The 20,468-nt window shown below is 39.7% G+C and carries 22 protein-coding genes; 14 read left to right on the forward strand and 8 right to left on the reverse strand.

The window, feature by feature from the left end; translation table 11 throughout:
* The first annotated feature begins 252 nt into the window (after nucleotides 1-252).
* The 3 genes from ACSLUF_RS07995 to ACSLUF_RS08005 all read left to right on the forward strand — a co-directional run bounded on the left by ACSLUF_RS07995 (nucleotide 253) and on the right by ACSLUF_RS08005 (nucleotide 2,474).
* Complete coding sequence (locus ACSLUF_RS07995; protein ID WP_435625585.1) at nucleotides 253-1,350, forward strand: M14 family metallopeptidase; 1,098 nt, start codon at nucleotides 253-255, stop codon at nucleotides 1,348-1,350.
* A gap of 108 nt (nucleotides 1,351-1,458) precedes the next feature.
* The gene (locus ACSLUF_RS08000) at nucleotides 1,459-1,938 is read left to right on the forward strand and encodes an Lrp/AsnC family transcriptional regulator (RefSeq protein ID WP_106146668.1); all 480 of its coding nucleotides are present in this window, start codon (nucleotides 1,459-1,461) and stop codon (nucleotides 1,936-1,938) included.
* Nucleotides 1,939-1,958: 20 nt separating this feature from the next.
* Nucleotides 1,959-2,474 carry a DinB family protein gene (locus ACSLUF_RS08005; protein WP_435625586.1) on the forward strand — a complete coding sequence of 172 codons (516 nt, stop codon included), beginning with the start codon at nucleotides 1,959-1,961 and terminating at the stop codon, nucleotides 2,472-2,474.
* Nucleotides 2,475-2,477: 3 nt separating this feature from the next.
* On the opposite strand, the gene ACSLUF_RS08010 is transcribed toward ACSLUF_RS08005, so the two are convergent.
* Together ACSLUF_RS08010 and aroB are read right to left on the reverse strand one after the other, a co-directional pair.
* Nucleotides 2,478-2,822 (reverse strand): hypothetical protein, encoded by a 345-nt coding sequence (locus tag ACSLUF_RS08010; protein ID WP_435625587.1) that lies wholly within the window; start codon nucleotides 2,820-2,822, stop codon nucleotides 2,478-2,480.
* Between the two features lie 95 nt (nucleotides 2,823-2,917).
* Nucleotides 2,918-3,973 carry a 3-dehydroquinate synthase gene (gene aroB, locus ACSLUF_RS08015; RefSeq protein WP_435625588.1) on the reverse strand — a complete coding sequence of 352 codons (1,056 nt, stop codon included), beginning with the start codon at nucleotides 3,971-3,973 and terminating at the stop codon, nucleotides 2,918-2,920.
* 89 nt (nucleotides 3,974-4,062) lie between these two features.
* Here aroB and ACSLUF_RS08020 point away from each other — a divergent pair, with 89 nt between their 5' ends.
* Nucleotides 4,063-5,235, forward strand: coding sequence for a proline dehydrogenase family protein (locus ACSLUF_RS08020; protein WP_435625589.1), 1,173 nt, complete (start codon nucleotides 4,063-4,065; stop codon nucleotides 5,233-5,235).
* A gap of 14 nt (nucleotides 5,236-5,249) precedes the next feature.
* Here the strand turns inward: ACSLUF_RS08020 and ACSLUF_RS08025 are convergent, their stop codons facing one another.
* The 6 genes from ACSLUF_RS08025 to ACSLUF_RS08050 all read right to left on the reverse strand — a co-directional run bounded on the left by ACSLUF_RS08025 (nucleotide 5,250) and on the right by ACSLUF_RS08050 (nucleotide 9,792).
* Entirely contained in the window at nucleotides 5,250-5,624 is a 375-nt protein-coding gene (locus tag ACSLUF_RS08025) for a DUF4258 domain-containing protein (protein ID WP_435625590.1), read from the reverse strand.
* 6 nt (nucleotides 5,625-5,630) lie between these two features.
* A complete protein-coding gene (locus ACSLUF_RS08030) occupies nucleotides 5,631-6,830 on the reverse strand; it encodes an alanine dehydrogenase (protein WP_435625591.1) in 1,200 nt (399 codons plus the stop codon).
* 45 nt (nucleotides 6,831-6,875) lie between these two features.
* The gene (locus tag ACSLUF_RS08035) at nucleotides 6,876-7,424 is read right to left on the reverse strand and encodes a hypothetical protein (protein ID WP_435625592.1); all 549 of its coding nucleotides are present in this window, start codon (nucleotides 7,422-7,424) and stop codon (nucleotides 6,876-6,878) included.
* 87 nt (nucleotides 7,425-7,511) lie between these two features.
* Nucleotides 7,512-7,649, reverse strand: coding sequence for a hypothetical protein (locus ACSLUF_RS08040; protein WP_435625593.1), 138 nt, complete (start codon nucleotides 7,647-7,649; stop codon nucleotides 7,512-7,514).
* Between the two features lie 178 nt (nucleotides 7,650-7,827).
* A complete protein-coding gene (tsaE, locus tag ACSLUF_RS08045; RefSeq protein ID WP_435625594.1) occupies nucleotides 7,828-8,241 on the reverse strand; it encodes a tRNA (adenosine(37)-N6)-threonylcarbamoyltransferase complex ATPase subunit type 1 TsaE in 414 nt (137 codons plus the stop codon).
* A gap of 6 nt (nucleotides 8,242-8,247) precedes the next feature.
* Nucleotides 8,248-9,792, reverse strand: a complete 1,545-nt coding sequence (locus tag ACSLUF_RS08050) for a PglZ domain-containing protein (RefSeq protein WP_435625595.1) — start codon at nucleotides 9,790-9,792, stop codon at nucleotides 8,248-8,250.
* A gap of 37 nt (nucleotides 9,793-9,829) precedes the next feature.
* On the opposite strand from ACSLUF_RS08050, the gene ACSLUF_RS08055 reads away from it, so the two are divergent.
* The 10 genes from ACSLUF_RS08055 (at nucleotide 9,830) to ACSLUF_RS08100 (ending at nucleotide 20,458) form a co-directional block, all read left to right on the forward strand.
* Nucleotides 9,830-11,047 carry an HD domain-containing protein gene (locus ACSLUF_RS08055; protein ID WP_435625596.1) on the forward strand — a complete coding sequence of 406 codons (1,218 nt, stop codon included), beginning with the start codon at nucleotides 9,830-9,832 and terminating at the stop codon, nucleotides 11,045-11,047.
* Between the two features lie 31 nt (nucleotides 11,048-11,078).
* The gene (gene lpxD / locus ACSLUF_RS08060; RefSeq protein WP_435625597.1) at nucleotides 11,079-12,110 is read left to right on the forward strand and encodes a UDP-3-O-(3-hydroxymyristoyl)glucosamine N-acyltransferase; all 1,032 of its coding nucleotides are present in this window, start codon (nucleotides 11,079-11,081) and stop codon (nucleotides 12,108-12,110) included.
* Nucleotides 12,103-13,503: a bifunctional UDP-3-O-[3-hydroxymyristoyl] N-acetylglucosamine deacetylase/3-hydroxyacyl-ACP dehydratase gene (locus tag ACSLUF_RS08065; protein ID WP_435625598.1), complete on the forward strand. Its 1,401-nt coding sequence runs from the start codon at nucleotides 12,103-12,105 to the stop codon at nucleotides 13,501-13,503. The genes lpxD and ACSLUF_RS08065 overlap by 8 nt, the downstream gene beginning before the upstream one ends.
* Complete coding sequence (lpxA, locus tag ACSLUF_RS08070) at nucleotides 13,504-14,289, forward strand: acyl-ACP--UDP-N-acetylglucosamine O-acyltransferase (protein ID WP_435625599.1); 786 nt, start codon at nucleotides 13,504-13,506, stop codon at nucleotides 14,287-14,289.
* 4 nt (nucleotides 14,290-14,293) lie between these two features.
* Nucleotides 14,294-14,860, forward strand: coding sequence for an elongation factor P (gene efp / locus ACSLUF_RS08075; protein WP_435625600.1), 567 nt, complete (start codon nucleotides 14,294-14,296; stop codon nucleotides 14,858-14,860).
* A 5-nt stretch (nucleotides 14,861-14,865) separates the two neighbouring features.
* Entirely contained in the window at nucleotides 14,866-15,804 is a 939-nt protein-coding gene (locus ACSLUF_RS08080; RefSeq protein WP_435625601.1) for a UDP-3-O-(3-hydroxymyristoyl)glucosamine N-acyltransferase, read from the forward strand.
* A 59-nt stretch (nucleotides 15,805-15,863) separates the two neighbouring features.
* Nucleotides 15,864-16,736 carry a succinate--CoA ligase subunit alpha gene (gene sucD, locus ACSLUF_RS08085; RefSeq protein ID WP_435625602.1) on the forward strand — a complete coding sequence of 291 codons (873 nt, stop codon included), beginning with the start codon at nucleotides 15,864-15,866 and terminating at the stop codon, nucleotides 16,734-16,736.
* Nucleotides 16,737-16,844: 108 nt separating this feature from the next.
* Nucleotides 16,845-17,591 (forward strand): 3-oxoacyl-[acyl-carrier-protein] reductase, encoded by a 747-nt coding sequence (gene fabG, locus ACSLUF_RS08090; protein ID WP_435625603.1) that lies wholly within the window; start codon nucleotides 16,845-16,847, stop codon nucleotides 17,589-17,591.
* Nucleotides 17,592-17,596: 5 nt separating this feature from the next.
* Nucleotides 17,597-19,630 carry a vWA domain-containing protein gene (locus ACSLUF_RS08095; protein ID WP_435625604.1) on the forward strand — a complete coding sequence of 678 codons (2,034 nt, stop codon included), beginning with the start codon at nucleotides 17,597-17,599 and terminating at the stop codon, nucleotides 19,628-19,630.
* Nucleotides 19,631-19,642: 12 nt separating this feature from the next.
* Nucleotides 19,643-20,458 (forward strand): prohibitin family protein, encoded by an 816-nt coding sequence (locus ACSLUF_RS08100; protein ID WP_435625605.1) that lies wholly within the window; start codon nucleotides 19,643-19,645, stop codon nucleotides 20,456-20,458.
* Nucleotides 20,459-20,468 lie beyond the last annotated feature (10 nt).

Here is a 20,468-nt window from a genome sequence, read left to right on the forward strand (position 1 = left end):
GTAAATCATGCTGATTGCGGAATTTAAAAATTCAAAAAATATAAACTAATAATAGAGATAGAATATTATAAAACACTGAAATACAAATGATAAATAAACAAGATGTTTTTTCAAATAACAAATGTGAAAAAGACTAGTTTGTATCAAATAATAGATTTACAAATGTTACCATTAATTATGAAGTTGTTGTCATTTGTTAATTATTAAGCGTTTAGATTTGTAATTCATTATTGACTGGATATCAATAAAAAAATGCATACCCTATATAAAGAAAGAAGTGTCCAAGGGCGATATGTAACCTTAAGCCATTTGAAAGAATCATGGTTGCAAACTATACCGCATATACATGTCAACCTGCTGGGTAAGTCCGCAGAGGGAAGAGAAATTTTCACCATAAACCTAGGTACAGGTAAGCATAAAATTCTAATGTGGTCTCAAATGCATGGCAATGAATCTACCACGACCAAAGCGGTAATGGATTTGGTAAATTTTCTCAATTCAGATGATGCCTTGGCTAAAAGAATTCTTAGAGCTTGCCAATTGCAAATTATACCTATGTTAAATCCGGATGGGGCGGAAGCATATACCAGGGTGAATGCAAATGCTGTCGACTTAAATCGAGATGCCATAGAATGTTCGCAACCAGAAACTAGGATTCTTTGGGATTGTTTTAAATCTTTTCAACCCGATTTTTGTTTTAACCTACATGACCAACGCACCCTTTTTAATGTTGGTAATTCAGATATGGTAGCAACGGTATCTTTCTTGTCACCTGCAAGTGATACAGAACGTAGCTTGACCCCAAGTCGCATTCAAGCCATGAAATTGATTGTTGGGATGAATAAGGAATTGCAAAAGGAAATCCCAGGACAAATTGGAAGGTATGATGACGCATTCAATGCCAATTGTATTGGGGATTCATTTCAAATGGAGGGGGTACCTACAGTATTGTTTGAGGCAGGACACTATCCAGAGGATTATGAACGTGAAATGACCAGACGTTACATATATGATGCTTTGGTGCAAGCTTTGGAACTCATTTCCAGCAATGCCCTAGACGATTTAAAGGACTCCAATTACTTGAAAATCCCAGAAAACGAGAAGCGGTTTTATGATATATTGATTAGAAATGCTGATGTTGTAAACCCCAATGTAGAAGCAGGCCATAGTGTGGGAATTCGATTTATTGAAACTCTTTCAGAAAATACAATTCAATTTGTTCCAAAAATTGAAGATGTGGGGGAACTACAAAGCTTTTTTGGGCACTTGGAATTAAACCTGAACAACGCGGGGGATTTCCATACCCTTTCCAGTTATCAAGACATTCTAGAACTCATAGTGAAGTTATAGAAGAATTATAGCATTCATTTGTAAGTCGTTACGTTTTTTTTAAAAAAAAGCGTTTTTTTTTACGTTTATTTTCTTAATTAACTACTTTTGTTGAAAATACTATTAACTATGACAAAAGTAAAATTAGACGAAATAGACCACCAAATTTTGGATATGCTCATTGATAATACCCGTACTCCTTTTACGGATATTGCCAAAAAACTGCTGATTTCCGCTGGAACAGTTCATGTGCGTGTTAAGAAGATGGAGGAATCAGGAATCATCAAAGGTTCCTCATTAACATTGGACTATGTAAAATTGGGATATTCCTTCATCGCATACGTTGGTATTTTTCTTGAGAAAACACATCAAACCAAATTTGTACTGGAACGTTTGAATCAAATTCCATACGTAACTGTAGCTCATATTACTACAGGTAAATTCAACATATTTTGTAAAATACGGGCTCGAGATACCACCCATGCCAAAAACATCATATTCAAGATTGATGACATTGATGGTATCAGCAGAACCGAAACCATGATTTCCCTGGAAGAGAGCATTAATGATAAAAAGCGTCTAATGCACACCATCTTTAATGAGCTTTAGTCGTTAGATTCAAACTAAGCATGTTACCTCTGTCAACAGAATACCATCCCTATTACGGCAATTATATCCAATTATCCGAAGATGCACCGGTATTGCAATTATTGGAGCATGGCATGAAAGTGTTTCAAGATGTTGTTGCAGACATTCCAGAAAGCCAGATGGGTTTTTCATACGAACCCGGAAAATGGACTATTGCGGAATTATTATTGCACTTATTGGATGCGGAAAGGGTATTCCAGCATCGAGCATTCCGGTTTGCAAGAAATGATAAAACGGCTTTACCTGGTTTTGAACAGGACGACTATGTTCTGGAATCTAGGGCAGGAGAGCGCTCAAAAGAAGATATTATCCAAGAATATTTGGCAATACGAAATTCCAGTATTCAGCTATTTGGCTCTTTTGATGAAGATGTAATGCAACGCGTGGGCACCGCCAGCGGTTCTCCCATGAGCGTGCGTGCTTTGGGACATGTTATAGTGGGACATCAGGTTCATCACCTAAACATCCTCCATGAGCGTTATTTGGTAGAAAAGTAATTTTTATAATAGGCCTTCGTTTTCTGTTGATGCATCAGCATCCGATTCAAATTCTTGATTTGGGGATATATCTTCGTTTTCGGCCAAGGCTATTTCAGCATCCTCTTTTTTATCCAGTTCTTTTTCTATGTTTTCCTCAAAATTGGAAATAAAATTAGAAAGACTCTTGCTGATTTTCACCAAGTAAATGGCCTCTTCGGTACGTACTTCCACGGCTTCTACGATTTCACCACTAGGCTTTTTAAGTACTATAATGTCTTCATCCCCGTAACCATAGGGGTAAGAGTCAATGAGACGGGCAGCCACATCGTGGTTAAGTTTTTTGTAATCGATTAAGATTCGTTTCATGGTAGGTGATTTTTGAATTCCCTACCTAATCTATAAAATTTAGAATCCTGTAAACACGAAGAGTTGTAAACGGGGGTATTTAGTATATGAACCGATTACTGTTTGTAGTAAGCGAATGCCTTTTCAAATAATTCGGTGGGTACTTTTACATCCAAGACCGCAGAACCTATTTCTTGCAATAACACAAAATTGACATCTCCATGTGTGTTCTTTTTGTCGTGCTTTAACAAATCGATTATGATTCGGATGTCCTCTTCCGTAAAATCGACTTTTTTAAAATAGTTTAAAAAGGTGGTTTTGATATCTTCCAATGATAGCATCGACAGACCTTTAAGTTCGTGGGAAAGGTACCCTTCAAGAATCATCCCCACAGCAATGGCTTCCCCATGCAAAAGAGTAGATTTTTCTGGATTCTTCAAAAAGTATGATTCAATAGCATGCCCCAACGTATGACCGTAGTTCAGGATTTTTCGAATACCCTTTTCTGTAGGGTCCTCCATCACTACTTCATTTTTGATAGCGATAGATTTCTTTATGCAATCTGAATTCGCGAATTCGGTAAGATTTCTCAGATTTTCCCAATACAGCTGGTCTTTGATGAGACCGTGCTTGAGCATTTCGGCAAAACCACTGGTAAGCTGTCGTTTATCTAAAGTCTCCAATAACTTTGGAAAAATAAGGACCATTTGGGGTTGGTTTATGACGCCGATTTGATTTTTTAATGAGCCAAAATCAACACCGGTTTTACCACCAATCGAAGCATCCACCATGGACAATAGGGTAGTGGGAATGTTTATAAAATCAATCCCCCTCTTAAAAGTAGAGGCTACAAAACCGCCCAAATCCGTGAGTACCCCTCCTCCCAAATTGATAAGCAGACTTTGTCTGTCTGCGCCCAAATTGGAAAGTTCACGCCAAACTTCAGTGCAGGTCTGTATGGTCTTGTTTTCTTCACCAGAAGATATCTCAAGGGTTTCATCAATAGCATCACCTGCGAATTCCAAGAACTTGGGCAAACAGTATTTCTTAGTGTTTTCATCAACCAAAACAAAAACCTTCGAGTACTTTTTTACCTGAATATGCTGGAGTATTGCCGCCTCCGCCAACTCTTCCAAGTACACGTTATATGAGTCTGATGCGATAGAATTCATATTGGAAATAATCCACTAAATAAAGATTATTTTATCGATAATCTTACAGAAAGCCTACTTATATTTGATTCATTAATGGATTGTCAAAAATGAACCTGAATTTTGAGAATACGGCAATAGCTTTCGAGTTGAAAACGGACTCGGAACTCGAAAGGGCTTACTTTTTATTCAAGTTGATAGCTAATGAACCCTTGGTTAGAATTGGAACGGCTGTTACGAACTTTGCTATAAAGGCACACCTTCCCGTAGAGGGATTGATTCGTGCTACGGTGTTTGACCATTTCTGTGGTGGGACCACCGAGGAAGATTGTCTTTCTATCATCGACAAGATGTACCAAAAAGGGGTGTGTTCCATTTTGGATTATTCTGTAGAAGGCAAAGAAGTGGAGGACCAGTTTGATTTTGCCCTACAAAAAACTTTGGATGTCCTTGACTTCGTTAAAGAAAAAGACGCTATCCCTTTCGCTGTTTTTAAACCCACAGGGTTCGGGCGTTTTGAATTGTACGAAAAGATGAGTGTAGGAAAATCATTGGCAGCATCAGAATCCGAAGAATGGCAACGCATTGTGGAGCGTTATGACAGGGTCTGTAAAAAAGCATTCGATTTGGATGTTGCCTTATTGATTGATGCTGAAGAGAGTTGGATGCAAAAAGCAGCGGATGATTTGGCGCTTGACATGATGCGCAAATACAATAAAACCAAAGCTGTCGTATACAACACGGCGCAAATGTATCGGTGGGACCGATTGGACTATATTAAGGAACTCAACGAAATTGCCTCTTTGGAAAAATTCAAGGTCGGACTAAAAGTGGTACGTGGTGCCTATATGGAAAAAGAAAATGAGCGCGCCAAGGAGCAAGGATATCCCACACCCATTTGTGAATCTAAACAAGCCACAGACGAAAACTTTGACGCAGCTATTCAGTATATGATGGAAAACCTGGGACAAATGTCCATTTTTGCGGGTACCCATAATGAATTGAGCTGCATGAAGTTGGTGGAGTTTATGGAAAAACAACAGATGGAACCAGGCCATGACCATATTTGGTTTGGACAACTATATGGTATGAGCGATCATATTACCTACAACTTGTCTGCTTCAGGTTACAACGCGGCAAAATATGTTCCCTACGGTCCGGTACGAGACGTGATGCCCTATCTTATCCGAAGGGCAGAAGAAAATACTTCGGTTGCCGGACAAACCACAAGAGAATTATCCCTCTTACAAAAGGAAAAAAAGCGTAGGAAGTTGGATGATTAATAGGAAAACAGAAGTTATTCCAGCATGACAATTGCTTGGACAACTACATTTTCGGGACAACTTTGTGCTGTTAGCATATAGCTCATTGCTTCCCATTCCTTCTCAATATAATAGGTTTTGCAGGGTTCAGATTTTGTATCACTTCTTCCAAAATCAATATCACCATCTAAGAGAAAGGATTGTATCAATAAGGTGTCTCTAAACTTTTCTTCCAATTGGTCTCCAAACACCAAAGGTTTGGAACGTAAATCTTTTAAAACCCTACAATTGGGAAAGTAACAGAATTCGGTATCGGTTTCATCTGCTTTCTTTTTAAAAAAGAACACCAAAAAGATAATCCCAATGGCTAGGCCAACCAAGTACCATCCCAAGCGTCGCAAAAACCCCATGAGCACTTAAAAAATCAGAAAATTAATATCGTTATACGAAAGCCCAAACCAGTCCCCAACAGATTTGTTGGTTAAAATACCATGGTACATATATAGCCCATTGCGCAATCCCTTGTCAAAACGAAGCGAATGCTCCAACCCGCCATCTTCTCCAATTTTTAAGAGATAGGGAGTGAAAATATTGCTGATAGAAATCGAAGAAGTTCTTGGATAACGCGAGGGAATATTGGGAACCCCATAATGAATAACATCAAACTTTTCTATAGTGGGTTTGTCGTGGCTGGTTACCTCTGAGGTCTCAAAACACCCGCCCATATCAATACTTACATCAATAATGACAGCTCCCTTTTTCATATTTTCGACCATGGTGCTGGATACCACAATCGGGGTTCTATCCTTCCCCCGGGTCGCTCCAATGGCTACATCACACCGCTTTAGGGCCTTCAGTAAATTTTTGGGTTGTACAGTAGAGGTGTAGACGGTTTGCTTGAGGTTGGTTTGCAGATTTCTAAGTTTCGTAAGGGAATTATCAAACACTTTGATATTAGCGCCTAGACCCAAAGCCGAGCGGGCTGCAAATTCCCCAACGGTACCTGCACCAATAATAACCACTTCAACTGGAGGAACACCGCTAATGTTCCCAAACATCAAACCATTTCCTTTATTGGTGGTGGCCATCAATTCCGAGGCAATCAAAATAGAGGAGATACCCGCGATTTCACTGAGCGAACGCACAGCTGGGTATTTCCCATCCTCATCCCGAATGTACTCAAAGGCGATGGCCGTCAATCGCTTTTTGGCCATGGTCTCAAAATAGCCCTTGGATTGGGTTTTTATCTGTAATGCTGAGATGACAATAGTCTGTGGGTTCAGCATATCCATTTCAGATAGGGTAGGGGGCTCCACCTTTAAAATCAAAGGACAGGAAAACACTTTTTTGGTATCCCTAGTAATTTCCCCACCGGCATTGGTGTAGTCCGCATCTGAAAAGTTGGCCCCTTCACCGGCACCGGATTCTATCAGCACCCGATGTCCATGCGCAGTAATGGCGTTGACTGCATCTGGGGTGAGGCATATCCGTTTTTCTTGGTATTGATTCTCCTTGGGCAATCCAATAAAAAGTTCTCCCTTTTGTTTGAGAATTTCCAAGGTTTCTTCTTGAGGAAGAAGTTGTTGTTTACTAAAAGGGGAGGAGGGTTGGTTCATACCTTGTAAATCCGTTGGCTATACCTGTAAGAGTACAAAACAAATTTACACTTTTTTGGAAAGGACTTGTTGGCGTTGTTCCAGTTTCTCCCGCTCTTTACGCAACTCCTCTTTTTCTTTGAGAATTTGCAGTTCAGTATCCATGGCATCAAGGTCTATGCCATGAACGTGTTTGTCTACTAATTTCACCCTAATGAAATAAACTACAGGTGTAATTACCATTGTTACCGCCAAAATGTAAAGAATTTCATTTTCATCAATTGCATCGGTGGCTTCAGTTGTTTTGATAGCTCCGTATAACTGGAAACTATACATTGCAATTGGGATAATAATGGCATGATACCACCAGTTTTTATTCGTAACAAACCAAACAATAAGTAGAACAAGAGGTACCAGCTTTGTTCCATAGAAATAAATTGCTGTAGCAGTATCTTCAAACCCATTAGCAGTAAGCTTCAATCCAAGCAGAGAAAGCTCTGAAGTGCCAGTGGGTAGGTATTTGTAAAAGTAGAATGCTAATGGAGTGGTAGCAATTAAAAGAACTAAAATTCCCTCAATAATAAATTTTCTATGAACTTTTTTCTTATCACTCATAGACCTATAACTGTTCTATGATGAAATTATTGTACAAAAAAACCCTTAATTAAAAGGGTTTTCTTAGATATTGGAAAAAGATGAAAACTATTCCATCTTTATTTTACCCTTTTGAATACTAGTTGTAGTTTCTAGGGTATCTTCACCAATAACCGTTGTTGATACTGCTGTCAAAGTTAAAAAAGCAACAGCTAGTACTCCAAAAAATAATCTTTTAGTGTTCATCGTAAAAGAGTTTTTGGTTAATAAATGAATTCATTCACTAAGAGCGAAAGTAGGAAAATATTTCAAGCCTACCTACACTTCACCGATAAAATTTGCATTTTATCCGAAAAAGCAGACTTTTCATCGATTCCAAATCACCTCATGAATGGTTTCCTGAAGATAGGGGGATTGTTTGGTTTTAGGGATTTAACTCGATTGAACGTGTGTTTTCATCGATAAAGCGTATGTGGATGTTTTCAGTATTTTCTGGCAAAACCGAGCTTACTTTTTCAGGCCATTCAATAAACAACCAAGCGTGGGATGTAAGATAATCCTCAAAACCTAAATCATAAATTTCGCTTTCATCTTCAATTCGATAAAAATCAAAATGATACCCTAACAACTCATTTTTTTGATTGTGGTATTCATTGACCAGCCCAAAAGTAGGACTGTTCGCTGCATCAATTCCTCCAAGAGCTTCCACCAATTTTTTTATTAATGTAGTCTTACCAGCTCCCATTTCCCCATGAAAACACAGCACTTTATGGTTTACAGTTCGAAGCAATTCTTCTGCTACGCTATCGATACTTTCTAAAGTAAATTCCTTTTTCACCTCTCTTTATTTCGCTTCCAAAACTACAAAAGGTACAATCATTTCCTCAAGTGAAACCCCTCCATGTTGATACGTATTTCGATAATAGCTTACATAGTGGTTGTAATTGTTGGGATACGCGAAGAAAAGATCGTTTTTAGCGAAGATAAACCGACTACTGAGATTGATATTGGGAAGATGGATTTCTTGTGGATTCTTCGTGGCCAACACATCTTTACCCTCATAGGTAAGGCTTCGGCCAGTTTTATACCGAAGATTCAGACTAGTCTCTCTATCTCCAATAACCTTGGACGGTTGTTTTACATTAATGGTTCCATGGTCCGTGGTCAGAATCAGTTTCATACCTAGACTTTGGGCTTGTTGAATGATGTCCAGTAAGGGTGAGTTCTTGAACCAGCTTAAAGTCAAAGAACGATACGCTTTATCATTGGATGCCAATTCTTTGATAACTTCCATTTCGGTTTTGGCATGGGAGAGCATGTCCACAAAATTATAGACCAAGACCGTTAGGTCATTATCCTTTTGCGAACGGAAATTTTGGGCGAGATGTTTCCCTTGTTTTAGTGTACTTATTTTATGGTACTCCCAATTCAAGTTTAGACCTAGTCTCTTCAGTTGTTCTCCCAAAAACTCGGCTTCGAAGAGATTTTTACCGCCTTCATCGGTATCGTTTTTCCACCAATTCGGATATTTTTTCTCCATGTCCAGAGGGGTAAGTCCGGAGAAAATGGCATTTCTTGCGTATTGCGTAGCCGTGGGTAGAATACTGAAATAAGAACACTCCTTTTTCTTTTTATAATGTACACCCAATACCTTTTCAAAAGCCAGCCACTGGTCATATCGTAAATTGTCTATTACAATCAGCAAAGTTTTGCTGGATTCCAATTCAGGTTGTATCCTATTTCGGAATAGGGTATGGGACATGATGGGACCGTCGTCTGTGTTGAACCAATCCTGATAGTTTTTATCTACAAACTTGCTGAATTGGGAATTTGCCTCAACTTTTTGCGATTCCAAAATTTCAAACATCCCGGAATCCTCGATTTGCTCTAGTTGTAGCTCCCAATAAATCAATTTTTTATAGAGTTCCGCCCATTCCTCATGACTGTTTACCATGGATAAATCCATAGCAATCTTTCGAAATTCCTGCTGGTAATTGGCTGTGGTTTTTTCGGATACCAATCTGGAATTGTCCAAACTCTTTTTTAAAGAAAGTAGTATTTGATTAGGATTCACCGGCTTTATAAGATAGTCAGCGATCTTGGAACCAATGGCCTCATCCATGATGTATTCTTCCTCACTTTTGGTAATCATGACCACTGGGATGGAATCATCATATTGTTTTATTTCATTTAAGGTGTCCAAACCCGAAATACCGGGCATATTTTCATCCAAAAAAACAATGTCGAAAAAAGTATTCTTTATTTCCTCAAGCGCATCTTGCCCACTTTGACTAGTGACGACCTCGTAGTTTTTATTTTCTAAAAAGAGAATGTGAGGTTTGAGTAGGTCAATTTCATCATCTACCCATAGAATGGTGATTTTTTTCATATAGTGCTATCTTTACAGCTTTTAAAAGTCGACTGCATTGGTCACAACCAACAAGCTTAAAGTCTTTAACGATCCAATTTACGGTTTTATTGGAACTCCTAATGAACTTATTTTTGACTTGATTGGACACCCCTATTTCCAACGATTACGACGTATCTCACAGATGGGCATGTCCTATTTGGTATACCCAGGTGCCCACCACACACGTTTTCACCACGCTTTGGGGTGTATGCATTTGATGACGAAAGCCATACAAATTCTACGATCTAAGGAGGTTGAAATTTCGGAAGAGGAGGAAACAGGCCTATTATGCGCCATTCTTTTGCATGATATAGGACATGGTCCTTTTTCCCATGCCTTGGAAGGATTAATTGTCGAAAATGTTTCGCACGAGGCCATTTCGTTAAAACTGATGCAGGCCCTCAACCAAGATTTTTCAGGAGCATTGGAGGTAGCTATCCAAATCTTTCAGGGTAGCTATCATAGACCTTTTATGAATCAGTTGGTTTCCAGTCAATTGGACATGGATAGGCTGGACTATTTGAAAAGAGATAGTTTTTACGCAGGGGTTACCGAAGGTAATATCAACTCAGAACGTTTGATTTTCATGCTCAATGTAGTTGAGGGAAATTTGGTTTTGGAAGAAAAGGGCATTTACGCCGTGGAAAAGTTTCTAATGGCCCGGCGGTTCATGTACTGGCAGGTGTATTTGCATAAAACAGGTTTGGTAGCGGAACAAGTACTTATTCGTATAATGAATCGGGCGAAGTCGCTTTTAAAAAATGGACACTCCTTGAACTGTAGTGACACCTTGACTTATTTTTTACAATTAAAACAACCAGGATTGTTCACCCTAGAAACCCTTAATCGTTTTACGCAGTTGGATGATATTGATGTTCTCTCGGCTTTAAAAAATTGGCAATCCCATAGCGATTTTGTGCTTTCCAGTTTATGTAAAATGCTGCTTAATAGAAAGCTTCCCCACATTAAGATGAAAAATGGAAAGGTTGCTGAATCAAAGTGGCAAGAAAAGCTGCAAAGTGTAATGGAAACCTTCAATGTTTCAGAAGATGATGCTTCATATTTTGTGTTTAGGGGAGAAGTAGCGAATACAGCTTATGACGAAAGCTACCAGACCATTAATATCTTAAAGAAGAATGGTAAGGTGACACATTTGCTCAAAGAATCTGACCAATTAAGTCTTAGTGCTTTGACCAAAAAAGTAACCAAACACTATATCTGTTATCCCAAATAACCGTTTATCAAATTTTGTTACTTTTGCAGCAATGAAATTTACGGCCACCCAAATTGCAGGTATTTTAGAGGGAGAGGTTGAGGGAAATCCTCAGATTGCAGTACATAAATTATCAAAAATAGAGGAAGGCGAAACGGGCTCGTTAACCTTTCTGGCCAATCCAAAATATACCTCATACATCTATTCTACAAAGGCTTCAATTACCATTGTAAACAAGGATTTTATTCCGGAGCAAGAACTATCCACCACACTGATAAAAGTTGAGGATGCATATAAATCTTTTTCCAAGCTTTTGGAATATTACAATCAGGTGAAAAGCAATAAGGTTGGAATAGAACAGCCCTCTTTCATTGCAGAAACCGCGAAATATGGGGAGGGGTTTTATCTAGGTGCTTTTTCGTATTTGGGGGACAACGTAAAAATTGGAAATAATGTCAAAATATATCCTAACGTATATATAGGAGAAAATGTGACGATAGGAGAAAATGTCTTGGTCTTTGCAGGTGCCAAAATTTACTCTGAATCTGTGATTGGCAATAATTGCGTAATTCACAGTGGTGCCATTATTGGAGCTGACGGTTTTGGGTTTACGCCCAATGAAAACGGAGAATACAGTAAGGTACCCCAAACTGGGAATGTGATTCTAGAGGACCATGTGGATGTTGGTGCTGGAACCACTATCGATAGGGCAACTCTTGGATCAACCATATTAAGAAAAGGGGTTAAGCTGGATAATCAAATTCAAATTGCCCACAATGTAGAAATTGGTGAACATACGGCCATAGCAGCCCAAACGGGAATTGCAGGATCTACCAAGATTGGCAAACACTGTCTTATCGGAGGACAGGTTGGTATTGTGGGACATATTACCATAGGGGATAGGGTACGCATCCAGGCCCAATCAGGAATTGGACGTAACGTTAAGGATGACGAAGTATTACAAGGCTCTCCGGCCCTAAATTATGGAGACTATAACAAGTCCTATGTCCATTTTAAAAACTTGCCAAAACTGGTTAATTCAATAAACAAATTAGAAAAAAAGCTTAAAGGCGACGATGACTAATACAAAGCAACGTACCATTGAGAAAAAGGTAACCCTTGAAGGCGTGGGTTTGCATACGGGTGAAACCGTTACCATGTCCTTTGTGCCTGCCAAGGAGAACCATGGATTCGCATTCAAGCGCGTTGATCTGGAGGGTGAACCAATTATTGAGGCAGATGCCAGCTATGTGGTCAACACACAGCGAGGTACCAACCTTGAAAAAAATGGTGTTCGGATTCAAACTTCTGAGCATGTATTGGCTGCTTTGGTTGGTTTGGAAATTGACAATGTACTCATAGAATTGGATGCTCCGGAACCTCCCATTATGGATGGGTCATCCAAATTCTTTGTGCAAGCTTTGGAAGAAGCCGGTATCGTTGAGCAAGAATTGGATAGGGAAGAATATGTGGTAAAGGATGTAATATCGTATAAAGACGAAGCAACTGGAAGTGAGATTACCATAATTCCTTCTGATGCCTACCAAATAACCACTATGGTCGATTTTGGCACCAAGGTTTTAGGCACCCAAAATGCCACCTTGGAAAAACTATCTGATTTTAAATCGGAAATTGCCGATTCAAGGACCTTCAGTTTTCTTCATGAATTGGAAATGCTTTTGGAGCACGGATTAATTAAAGGTGGGGACCTGAACAATGCTATAGTATATGTAGACAAGGAAATTTCTGAAGCCACTATGAAAAAGTTAGAGAAGGCTTTCAAAAAAAAGAAACTCTCCGTAAAACCAAATGGAATTTTGGATAATCTCACCCTACATTATCCCAATGAGGCAGCAAGGCATAAATTACTTGATGTTTTAGGTGATTTGGCATTGGCCGGAACGCGAATTAGAGGAAAAGTTATTGCCAACAAACCTGGACATTTTGTTAACACGCAATTTGCTAAGAAACTTCAGAAAATTATCAAGCAGGAAAGAAGAAATTCTGTTCCTGACGTTGACTTGCATGCGAAGCCTGTAAAGGATATCACCCAAATCATGGAAATGCTTCCCCACAGACCACCATTCCTGCTCGTGGATAAAATCATGGAACTTTCAGAGGAACATGTAATCGGGGTAAAAAATGTGACCATGAATGAGCCTTTCTTTGTGGGTCACTTTCCAGGTGCTCCGGTAATGCCGGGTGTTCTGCAAATTGAAGCCATGGCTCAGACTGGAGGTATTTTGGTATTGAGCACGGTCCCAGACCCGGAAAACTACCTCACTTATCTGCTCAAAATTGACAATGTGAGATACAAGCAACAGGTAGTTCCTGGGGACACCTTGATTTTTAAGTTGGACCTGTTGAGCCCAATACGCCGAGGAATCTGTCAAATGCAAGCAAGGGCATACGCTAATGGTAGGCTAGTATCTGAAGCTGAAATCATGGCCCAAATCACGAAAGTAAAAGGAAATTAAATGAATCAGCCGTTAGCATATGTGCACCCCGGTGCCAAGATTGCCAAAAACGTGGTAATAGAGCCGTTCACAACAATACATAATAATGTTACCATAGGTGAGGGAACCTGGATTGGTTCTAATGTAACCATCATGGAAGGAGCCCGAATCGGGAAAAACTGTAACATTTTTCCAGGTGCGGTTATCTCCGCTATGCCCCAAGATTTGAAATATCAGGGTGAAGAAACCACGGTACATATTGGCAATAACACCACGATTAGAGAGTGTGCCACAATCAATAAAGGTACTTCCGACCGAATGAAAACGGTAATCGGCAATAATTGCTTGATAATGGCCTATTGCCATATTGCGCATGACTGTGTTGTAGGGGACAATAGTATTTTTAGTAATAATTCTACTTTAGCGGGGCACGTGACTGTTGGTAATAACGTGGTTTTGGCCGGAATGGTTGCTGTTCATCAATTCGTATCCGTCGGGAATCATGCTTTTATCACCGGAGGTTCCTTGGTTCGTAAGGATGTACCGCCTTATGTAAAAGCAGCAAGGGAACCACTTTCTTATGTGGGAATAAACTCTGTGGGTTTGCGGCGTAGAGGATTCACTTCGGAAAAAATTCGCGAGGTACAGAATATTTATAGAATACTCTATCAAAAGAATTATAACAATACGCAGGCAGCTTCCATAATTGAAGCCGAGATGGAAGCGACTCCTGAACGCGATGAAATTCTGCAATTTATAAGAGATTCCCAACGCGGAATCATGAAAGGATATTTTAGCTCAAATTAAAACAATGGCAAGTACTTCAGATATTAGAAAAGGGTTGTGCATTAAGTATAACCATGATATTTATAAAATAGTCGAATTCCTTCATGTAAAACCTGGAAAAGGGCCCGCTTTCGTAAGAACGAAGCTCAAAAGTGTCACTTCAGGTAAGGTAATTGACAATACATTTTCGGCAGGACACAAAATAGATGATGTGCGTGTAGAAACACGCTCGTACCAATATTTGTATGACGAAGGCGACACGTTCCACTTTATGAACACTGACGATTACAATCAAATTTCCCTTCAAAAAAGTTCATTGGATTCTCCAGACTTATTAAAGGAGGGGGAAATAGTTACCATTTTATTCAATACAGAAGATAGTATGCCCCTTTCCGTGGAAATGCCGGCCAGTGTCATTTTGGAAGTGACTCATACGGAACCTGGAGTTAAAGGGAATACAGCTACAAACGCCACTAAACCTGCCACGGTAGAAACCGGTGCAAGAATTAATGTACCCCTTTTCATCAATGAAGGCGATAAAATCAAAATCGATACAGAAAAAGGGGCGTATATGGAACGTGCTAAGGTGTAATTGGGATGAAATTTCCTAAACCACAAACTTTAGAGAGTATTGCAGCCCTTCTTGGGGTCGACTATGTTGGACCTTCGGATTTTCCTGTTTTGGGAATGAACGAAATCCATGTGGTTGAAGAAGGGGACATCGTCTTTGTGGACCATCCAAAATATTATGATAAAGCGCTTCAATCCAAAGCAACCATAATATTGATTAACAAGCAAGTAGATTGTCCGGAAGGGAAGGCTTTATTGATTTCTGACGACCCTTTTCGGGATTTCAACAAACTAACGTTGCACTTCAAACCTTTTCAGTCATCCAGCGCATCCATTTCAGAATCTGCACAGATTGGAAAAGGAACTGTAATACAGCCCAATGTTTTTGTTGGCAATCATGTAAGAATCGGGGAGAACTGTCTCATCCATTCCAACGTATCCATCTATGACCATTGCATTATAGGCAACAATGTGACCATTCATGCAGGGACGGTATTGGGGGCCGATGCCTTCTATTATAAAAATCGCCCGGAAGGGTTTGATAAATTGATTTCTGGTGGACGGGTTGTAATTGAGGATAATGTGGACATAGGAGCGTCCTGCACTATTGACCGAGGAGTAACAGGTGATACAACGATTAAAGAAGGTGCAAAATTGGATAATCAAATCCAGATTGGACATGATACCGTAATTGGCAAAAAGTGTTTGATTGCCTCGCATACAGGAATTGCGGGTTGCACCATACTAGAGGATGAAGTCACGCTTTGGGGTCAGGTGGGTGTAATAAGCGGTATTACTATTGGAAAAAAGGCTGTTGTTTTGGCCCAATCCGGTGTGGGACGATCCCTCGAAGGTGGCAAGACGTATTTTGGTAGTCCAGCAGAAGAGGCAAGGGAGAAGATGAAGCAAATGGCTTACATAAAGCAGGTCCCTTACCTCATGGAAAAGTTTAAAAAGAAAACATGAATTGGTTGGCACAAATGACTGTCAAAACCTATTTTTGTAACGCATTTTAAGTAAATAATATGAGCGTCTTAGTAAACAAAGATTCAAAAATAATTGTGCAAGGTTTCACAGGTAGTGAAGGTACTTTCCACGCAGGTCAAATGATTGAGTATGGTACCAATGTGGTTGGTGGTGTTACTCCAGGAAAAGGAGGTCAGGAGCACTTGGGAAAACCAGTATTTAACACGGTAGAGGAAGCTGTTGAAAAAGTGGGTGCAGATACTACCATTATTTTTGTGCCACCTGCGTTTGCTGCAGATGCTATCATGGAGGCTGCCAGTGCGGGGATTAAAGTCATCATTACCATCACCGAAGGAATTCCAGTAGCGGATATGGTAAAAGCCAATGATTATATTAAAGATTTTGATTGCACTTTGGTTGGACCCAATTGTCCCGGTGTAATTACTCCAGAGGAAGCCAAAGTAGGTATCATGCCCGGTTTTGTTTTCAAAAAAGGAAACGTGGGCATTGTATCAAAATCGGGTACGTTAACCTATGAAGCAGCGGACCAAGTAGTGAGACAAGGTCTTGGCATCACTACAGCTATCGGAATCGGTGGAGATCCCATTATCGGTACTACCACGAAAGAGGCTGTTGAATTGCTTATCAATGACCCAGAAACGGAATGTGTGGTTATGATTGGTGAAATTGGAGGGCAACTTGAAGCGGATGCCGCGAAATGGTATAAGGAAAGCGGAAGTAAAAAACCCATTGTCGGGTTTATCGCTGGGGAAACTGCTCCCGCAGGAAGAACTATGGGACATGCCGGAGCGATTGTGGGGGGTAGCGATGATACCGCCCAAGCCAAAAAACGTATTATGAGAGAGTCTGGAATTCATGTTGTGGATTCTCCAGCAGAGATAGGAGTGAAGGTCAAGGAAGTAATGGCCTAAGCTTTCGTTAAAAGAATTGTAAATCCCGTTTTCTACGGGATTTTTTTTGATAACAACTTAAAAACAAGACCTATATTTGAGGTTATAACCATTCAAACCAACTGTAAAATGAAACTTTTAGAAGGCAAAAATGTAATTATTACCGGGGCCAGTAGAGGAATTGGGAAAGGAATTGCCAAAGTATTTGGCGAGCATGGAGCCAACGTGGCATTTACCTATAGTTCAAGCGAGGCACCTGCACTGGAATTGGAATCGGAATTGACAGGAATGGGGGTTAAAGCCAAAGCCTATAAAAGTAATGCTGCAATTTTTAGCGAATCCGAAGATTTGGTAGCCAATGTGCTAGAGGAGTTTGGCAGTGTGGATGTATTGATTAACAACGCGGGAATTACCAAAGATAACCTATTGATGCGCATGGGTGAATCGGATTTTGACACGGTAATAGAAATAAACCTTAAATCTGTTTTTAACATGACCAAGGCGGTTCAACGTACCATGCTGAAACAACGTAAAGGTTCTATTATCAACATGAGCAGTGTGGTTGGGGTGAAAGGAAATGCCGGACAAACCAATTATGCCGCATCCAAGGCGGGTATGATTGGGTTTACCAAATCAGTGGCGTTGGAGTTGGGTTCAAGAAACATTCGTTGCAATGCCATAGCGCCCGGATTTATTGAGACAGAAATGACAGATAAGTTGGATGAAAAAACAGTGCAGGGATGGAGGGACGCTATACCTTTAAAAAGAGGAGGAAGTCCAGAAGATGTTGCTAATGCCTGTCTCTTTCTGGCGTCGGATTTATCGGGATATGTCACCGGTCAAGTATTGAATGTTGACGGTGGGATGCTAACCTAATTTGAATGGAGATACGCACGGTACTACTAATTATTTTGGCGGTCATTGCTGCGTTGACCATTGTTTTTTATCAGTATTTTTTTAAATCTCGACATAAGGGAAGTTTACGGATAGTTCTTGCTTCTCTACGATTCGTTGTACTTTTTGGGGCCTTTCTTTTATTGATTAATCCGAAATTTATCGATGAAGACTATTTTTTGGAGAAGTCGAACCTTATTTTGCTCCTGGATGATTCGGCATCCATGACTAAATCCTCAAACGCGGAGGATATAAAAAGGGCTGTGGCTAATTTTCAAAATAATGAGGCTCTCAAAGAACGTTTCTCTCTTTTCCAATTCAAATTTGGTTCTGATATTGAAGAAGGTGACTCGCTTTCATTTCAACAGCAGAATACAAATATTGCCAATGCGCTATCAAAGACCAATGAGCTCTTCATCAATGGAAATAATACCATTGTTCTTTTGTCGGATGGAAACCAAACCTTGGGAAGGGACTATGAGTTCTTAAACCTTAAAGAGAACGTTCAGGTTAATCCTGTTGTGATAGGGGATACCACTGACTATGCCGATATTGCCATTGGCCAAATCAACACCAATACTTACGCCTTTTTAGGAAACAAATTCCCAGTGGAAGCAACTATAGAGTACACTGGGGAAGAAAGTGTTGCCAAAAACTTGGTTATTACTATGGATGGTAGGAGGGTGTTTCAGGAAACCGTCCGCTTTGACCCTGCAGAAAACAGTAAGCGAGTAAATACTGTAATTGAAGCGGAAAGTGTTGGCTTAAAAACATTGGAGTTTAAAGTTTCTGAACTTGCCAATGAAAAAAACAGAATCAATAACTCAAAGGTGGCGGCTCTAGAGGTTATTGATGAAAAGACCAATGTTACTTTGGTTTCAGATATTCTACATCCCGATATAGGGGCCCTTAAAAAGTCCATAGAATCCAATGAACAGCGTCAACTAAATATTGTAAATACCCGAGCAACTGAAGACATTCTTGAGAACTCTGATGTTTTTATTCTATACCAACCCAATGGCAACTTTAAAAGAACATATGACTTTATTGAAGCCAATAATGTCAATTACTTTACCATTACGGGTACCCAAACGGATTGGGGTTTTTTAAACCAAGTACAAGAAAGTTTTTTTAAGGAAGATTTTAATCAGAAAGAAGAAATCCAACCTGTTTTGAACAGGTCTTTTTCTGTATTTGGTATAGGCGAATTTAATACTGCAGACTATCCACCACTGATGGCGAATCTTGGAGATTTAGAAATTTCCACTGACTATGAGACCATCCTGAACCAGCGCATTAAGGGAGTAAATTTGGAAGTTCCTCTTCTTACCATATTCCCAAAGGCTAGCCAAAAAGAGGTGGTACTTTTTGGAGAAAATGTTTGGAGATGGAGAGCGAAAAGTTATTTGGAAAACAACAATTTCAATGTTTTTGATGACTTTATTGGGAAGTTGATTTTTTTTCTAAACAGCGATGGAAAGCGAAGCAGATTGGAATTGGACTATAAACGGGTTTTTGAAGGTGCGGAAGCTGCGAGGATAAAGGCTTCGTACTTTGACAAAAGTTTCGTTTTGGACCCAAATGGTAATGTTCAAATCGAGATTACTGGAAAGGATTTTGAATATGGTAGACAAGCACCAATGTTGTTCAACGGGTCTTACTTTGAATATGATTTGGGGAATTTAAATTCAGGAACTTATGAATTTACGGTAAGGGAACTTAGGGAAGGTATTTCCAAATCGGGTACATTTAAAATTGTAGAGTTCAAACAAGAAGATCAATTATTTTCGGCCAACTATGAAAAGTTAAACAGACTTTCGGAAAAGACAGGTGGAAAGGTTTATTTACCAAATGAATTGGAAGATTTGACCGAAGATTTATTGAATTCTGACCTAACTTTACCAATTCAAAGGAGCAAGCAAAATGTCGTATCTTTAATAGACTTTAGAATACTTTTGGGCCTTATTGTACTTTGCTTGGCCTTAGAATGGTTCATAAGAAAATACAATGGTTTAATTTAAAAAAGCAAACACATGGATAGATTACCAAAGATTGGATTACCCATTATTGTGGCCGTAATCTTAATCATAATTTTAATTTCAAAATCAGCGATTACCATAGGTTCCGGTGAAGCAGGGGTACTGTACAAAACCTTTGGTGATGGTGTGGTTACAGATAAGCCACCCTTAGGGGAAGGGTTTCACTTGGTTGCCCCTTGGAACAAAGTATATGTTTACGAGGTACGAAGACAGGAGATCTTTGAAAAGATGAAGGTTTTATCTTCGAATGGACTGGATATTCAATTGGATGCCTCTGCTTGGTATCAGCCTAATTACAATCAGTTGGGTAAACTTCACCAGGAGATTGGTGAAAACTATTTGCAGCGTATTATTTTACCTACCATCCGTTCGGCAGCGCGTAGTGTAGTGGGTAGGTACACCCCCGAACAACTATACTCAAGTAAACGAGATGCCATTCAGGCTGAAATTTTTGAGGAAACCAAAAAAATCGTGGATGAACAATATATTGTTCTTGACGAAATTTTGGTTCGTGATGTAACCTTACCACCCACAATTAAGGAAGCTATTGAGCGTAAGTTGAAGCAGGAGCAGGAGTCACTGGAGTATGAGTTCCGCTTGGTTACAGCACAAAAAGAGGCTGAACGTCAGCGAATCGAGGCACAAGGTAAAGCAGATGCCAACAGGATTTTGAGTGCCTCACTAACTGATAAAATTCTTCAAGACAAGGGCATTGAAGCCACCTTGCAACTCTCACAGTCACCAAATTCCAAGGTGGTTGTAGTAGGTTCAAGTGGAGATGGCCTGCCTTTAATTTTGGGAAATAACTAAATAACCCTTT

The organism is Flagellimonas sp., assembly GCF_965601775.1.
Taxonomy (GTDB): Bacteria; Bacteroidota; Bacteroidia; order Flavobacteriales; family Flavobacteriaceae; genus Flagellimonas.

What these genes read in the sequence shown, in the direction of transcription:
- aroB (WP_435625588.1), bottom strand. Translation starts at nt 3,973, where the DNA reads ATGAATTCTATCGCATCAGACTCATATAACGTGTACTTGGAAGAGTTG.
- ACSLUF_RS08020 (WP_435625589.1), top strand. Translation starts at nt 4,063, where the DNA reads ATGAACCTGAATTTTGAGAATACGGCAATAGCTTTCGAGTTGAAAACG.
- ACSLUF_RS08095 (WP_435625604.1), top strand. Translation starts at nt 17,597, where the DNA reads ATGGAGATACGCACGGTACTACTAATTATTTTGGCGGTCATTGCTGCG.
- ACSLUF_RS08050 (WP_435625595.1), bottom strand. Translation starts at nt 9,792, where the DNA reads ATGAAAAAAATCACCATTCTATGGGTAGATGATGAAATTGACCTACTC.
- lpxA (WP_435625599.1), top strand. Translation starts at nt 13,504, where the DNA reads ATGAATCAGCCGTTAGCATATGTGCACCCCGGTGCCAAGATTGCCAAA.
- ACSLUF_RS07995 (WP_435625585.1), top strand. Translation starts at nt 253, where the DNA reads ATGCATACCCTATATAAAGAAAGAAGTGTCCAAGGGCGATATGTAACC.
- ACSLUF_RS08035 (WP_435625592.1), bottom strand. Translation starts at nt 7,424, where the DNA reads ATGAGTGATAAGAAAAAAGTTCATAGAAAATTTATTATTGAGGGAATT.
- efp (WP_435625600.1), top strand. Translation starts at nt 14,294, where the DNA reads ATGGCAAGTACTTCAGATATTAGAAAAGGGTTGTGCATTAAGTATAAC.
- ACSLUF_RS08010 (WP_435625587.1), bottom strand. Translation starts at nt 2,822, where the DNA reads ATGAAACGAATCTTAATCGATTACAAAAAACTTAACCACGATGTGGCT.
- ACSLUF_RS08040 (WP_435625593.1), bottom strand. Translation starts at nt 7,649, where the DNA reads ATGAACACTAAAAGATTATTTTTTGGAGTACTAGCTGTTGCTTTTTTA.
- sucD (WP_435625602.1), top strand. Translation starts at nt 15,864, where the DNA reads ATGAGCGTCTTAGTAAACAAAGATTCAAAAATAATTGTGCAAGGTTTC.
- ACSLUF_RS08100 (WP_435625605.1), top strand. Translation starts at nt 19,643, where the DNA reads ATGGATAGATTACCAAAGATTGGATTACCCATTATTGTGGCCGTAATC.
- ACSLUF_RS08000 (WP_106146668.1), top strand. Translation starts at nt 1,459, where the DNA reads ATGACAAAAGTAAAATTAGACGAAATAGACCACCAAATTTTGGATATG.
- fabG (WP_435625603.1), top strand. Translation starts at nt 16,845, where the DNA reads ATGAAACTTTTAGAAGGCAAAAATGTAATTATTACCGGGGCCAGTAGA.
- lpxD (WP_435625597.1), top strand. Translation starts at nt 11,079, where the DNA reads ATGAAATTTACGGCCACCCAAATTGCAGGTATTTTAGAGGGAGAGGTT.
- ACSLUF_RS08005 (WP_435625586.1), top strand. Translation starts at nt 1,959, where the DNA reads ATGTTACCTCTGTCAACAGAATACCATCCCTATTACGGCAATTATATC.
- ACSLUF_RS08025 (WP_435625590.1), bottom strand. Translation starts at nt 5,624, where the DNA reads ATGGGGTTTTTGCGACGCTTGGGATGGTACTTGGTTGGCCTAGCCATT.
- ACSLUF_RS08080 (WP_435625601.1), top strand. Translation starts at nt 14,866, where the DNA reads ATGAAATTTCCTAAACCACAAACTTTAGAGAGTATTGCAGCCCTTCTT.
- ACSLUF_RS08030 (WP_435625591.1), bottom strand. Translation starts at nt 6,830, where the DNA reads ATGAACCAACCCTCCTCCCCTTTTAGTAAACAACAACTTCTTCCTCAA.
- ACSLUF_RS08065 (WP_435625598.1), top strand. Translation starts at nt 12,103, where the DNA reads ATGACTAATACAAAGCAACGTACCATTGAGAAAAAGGTAACCCTTGAA.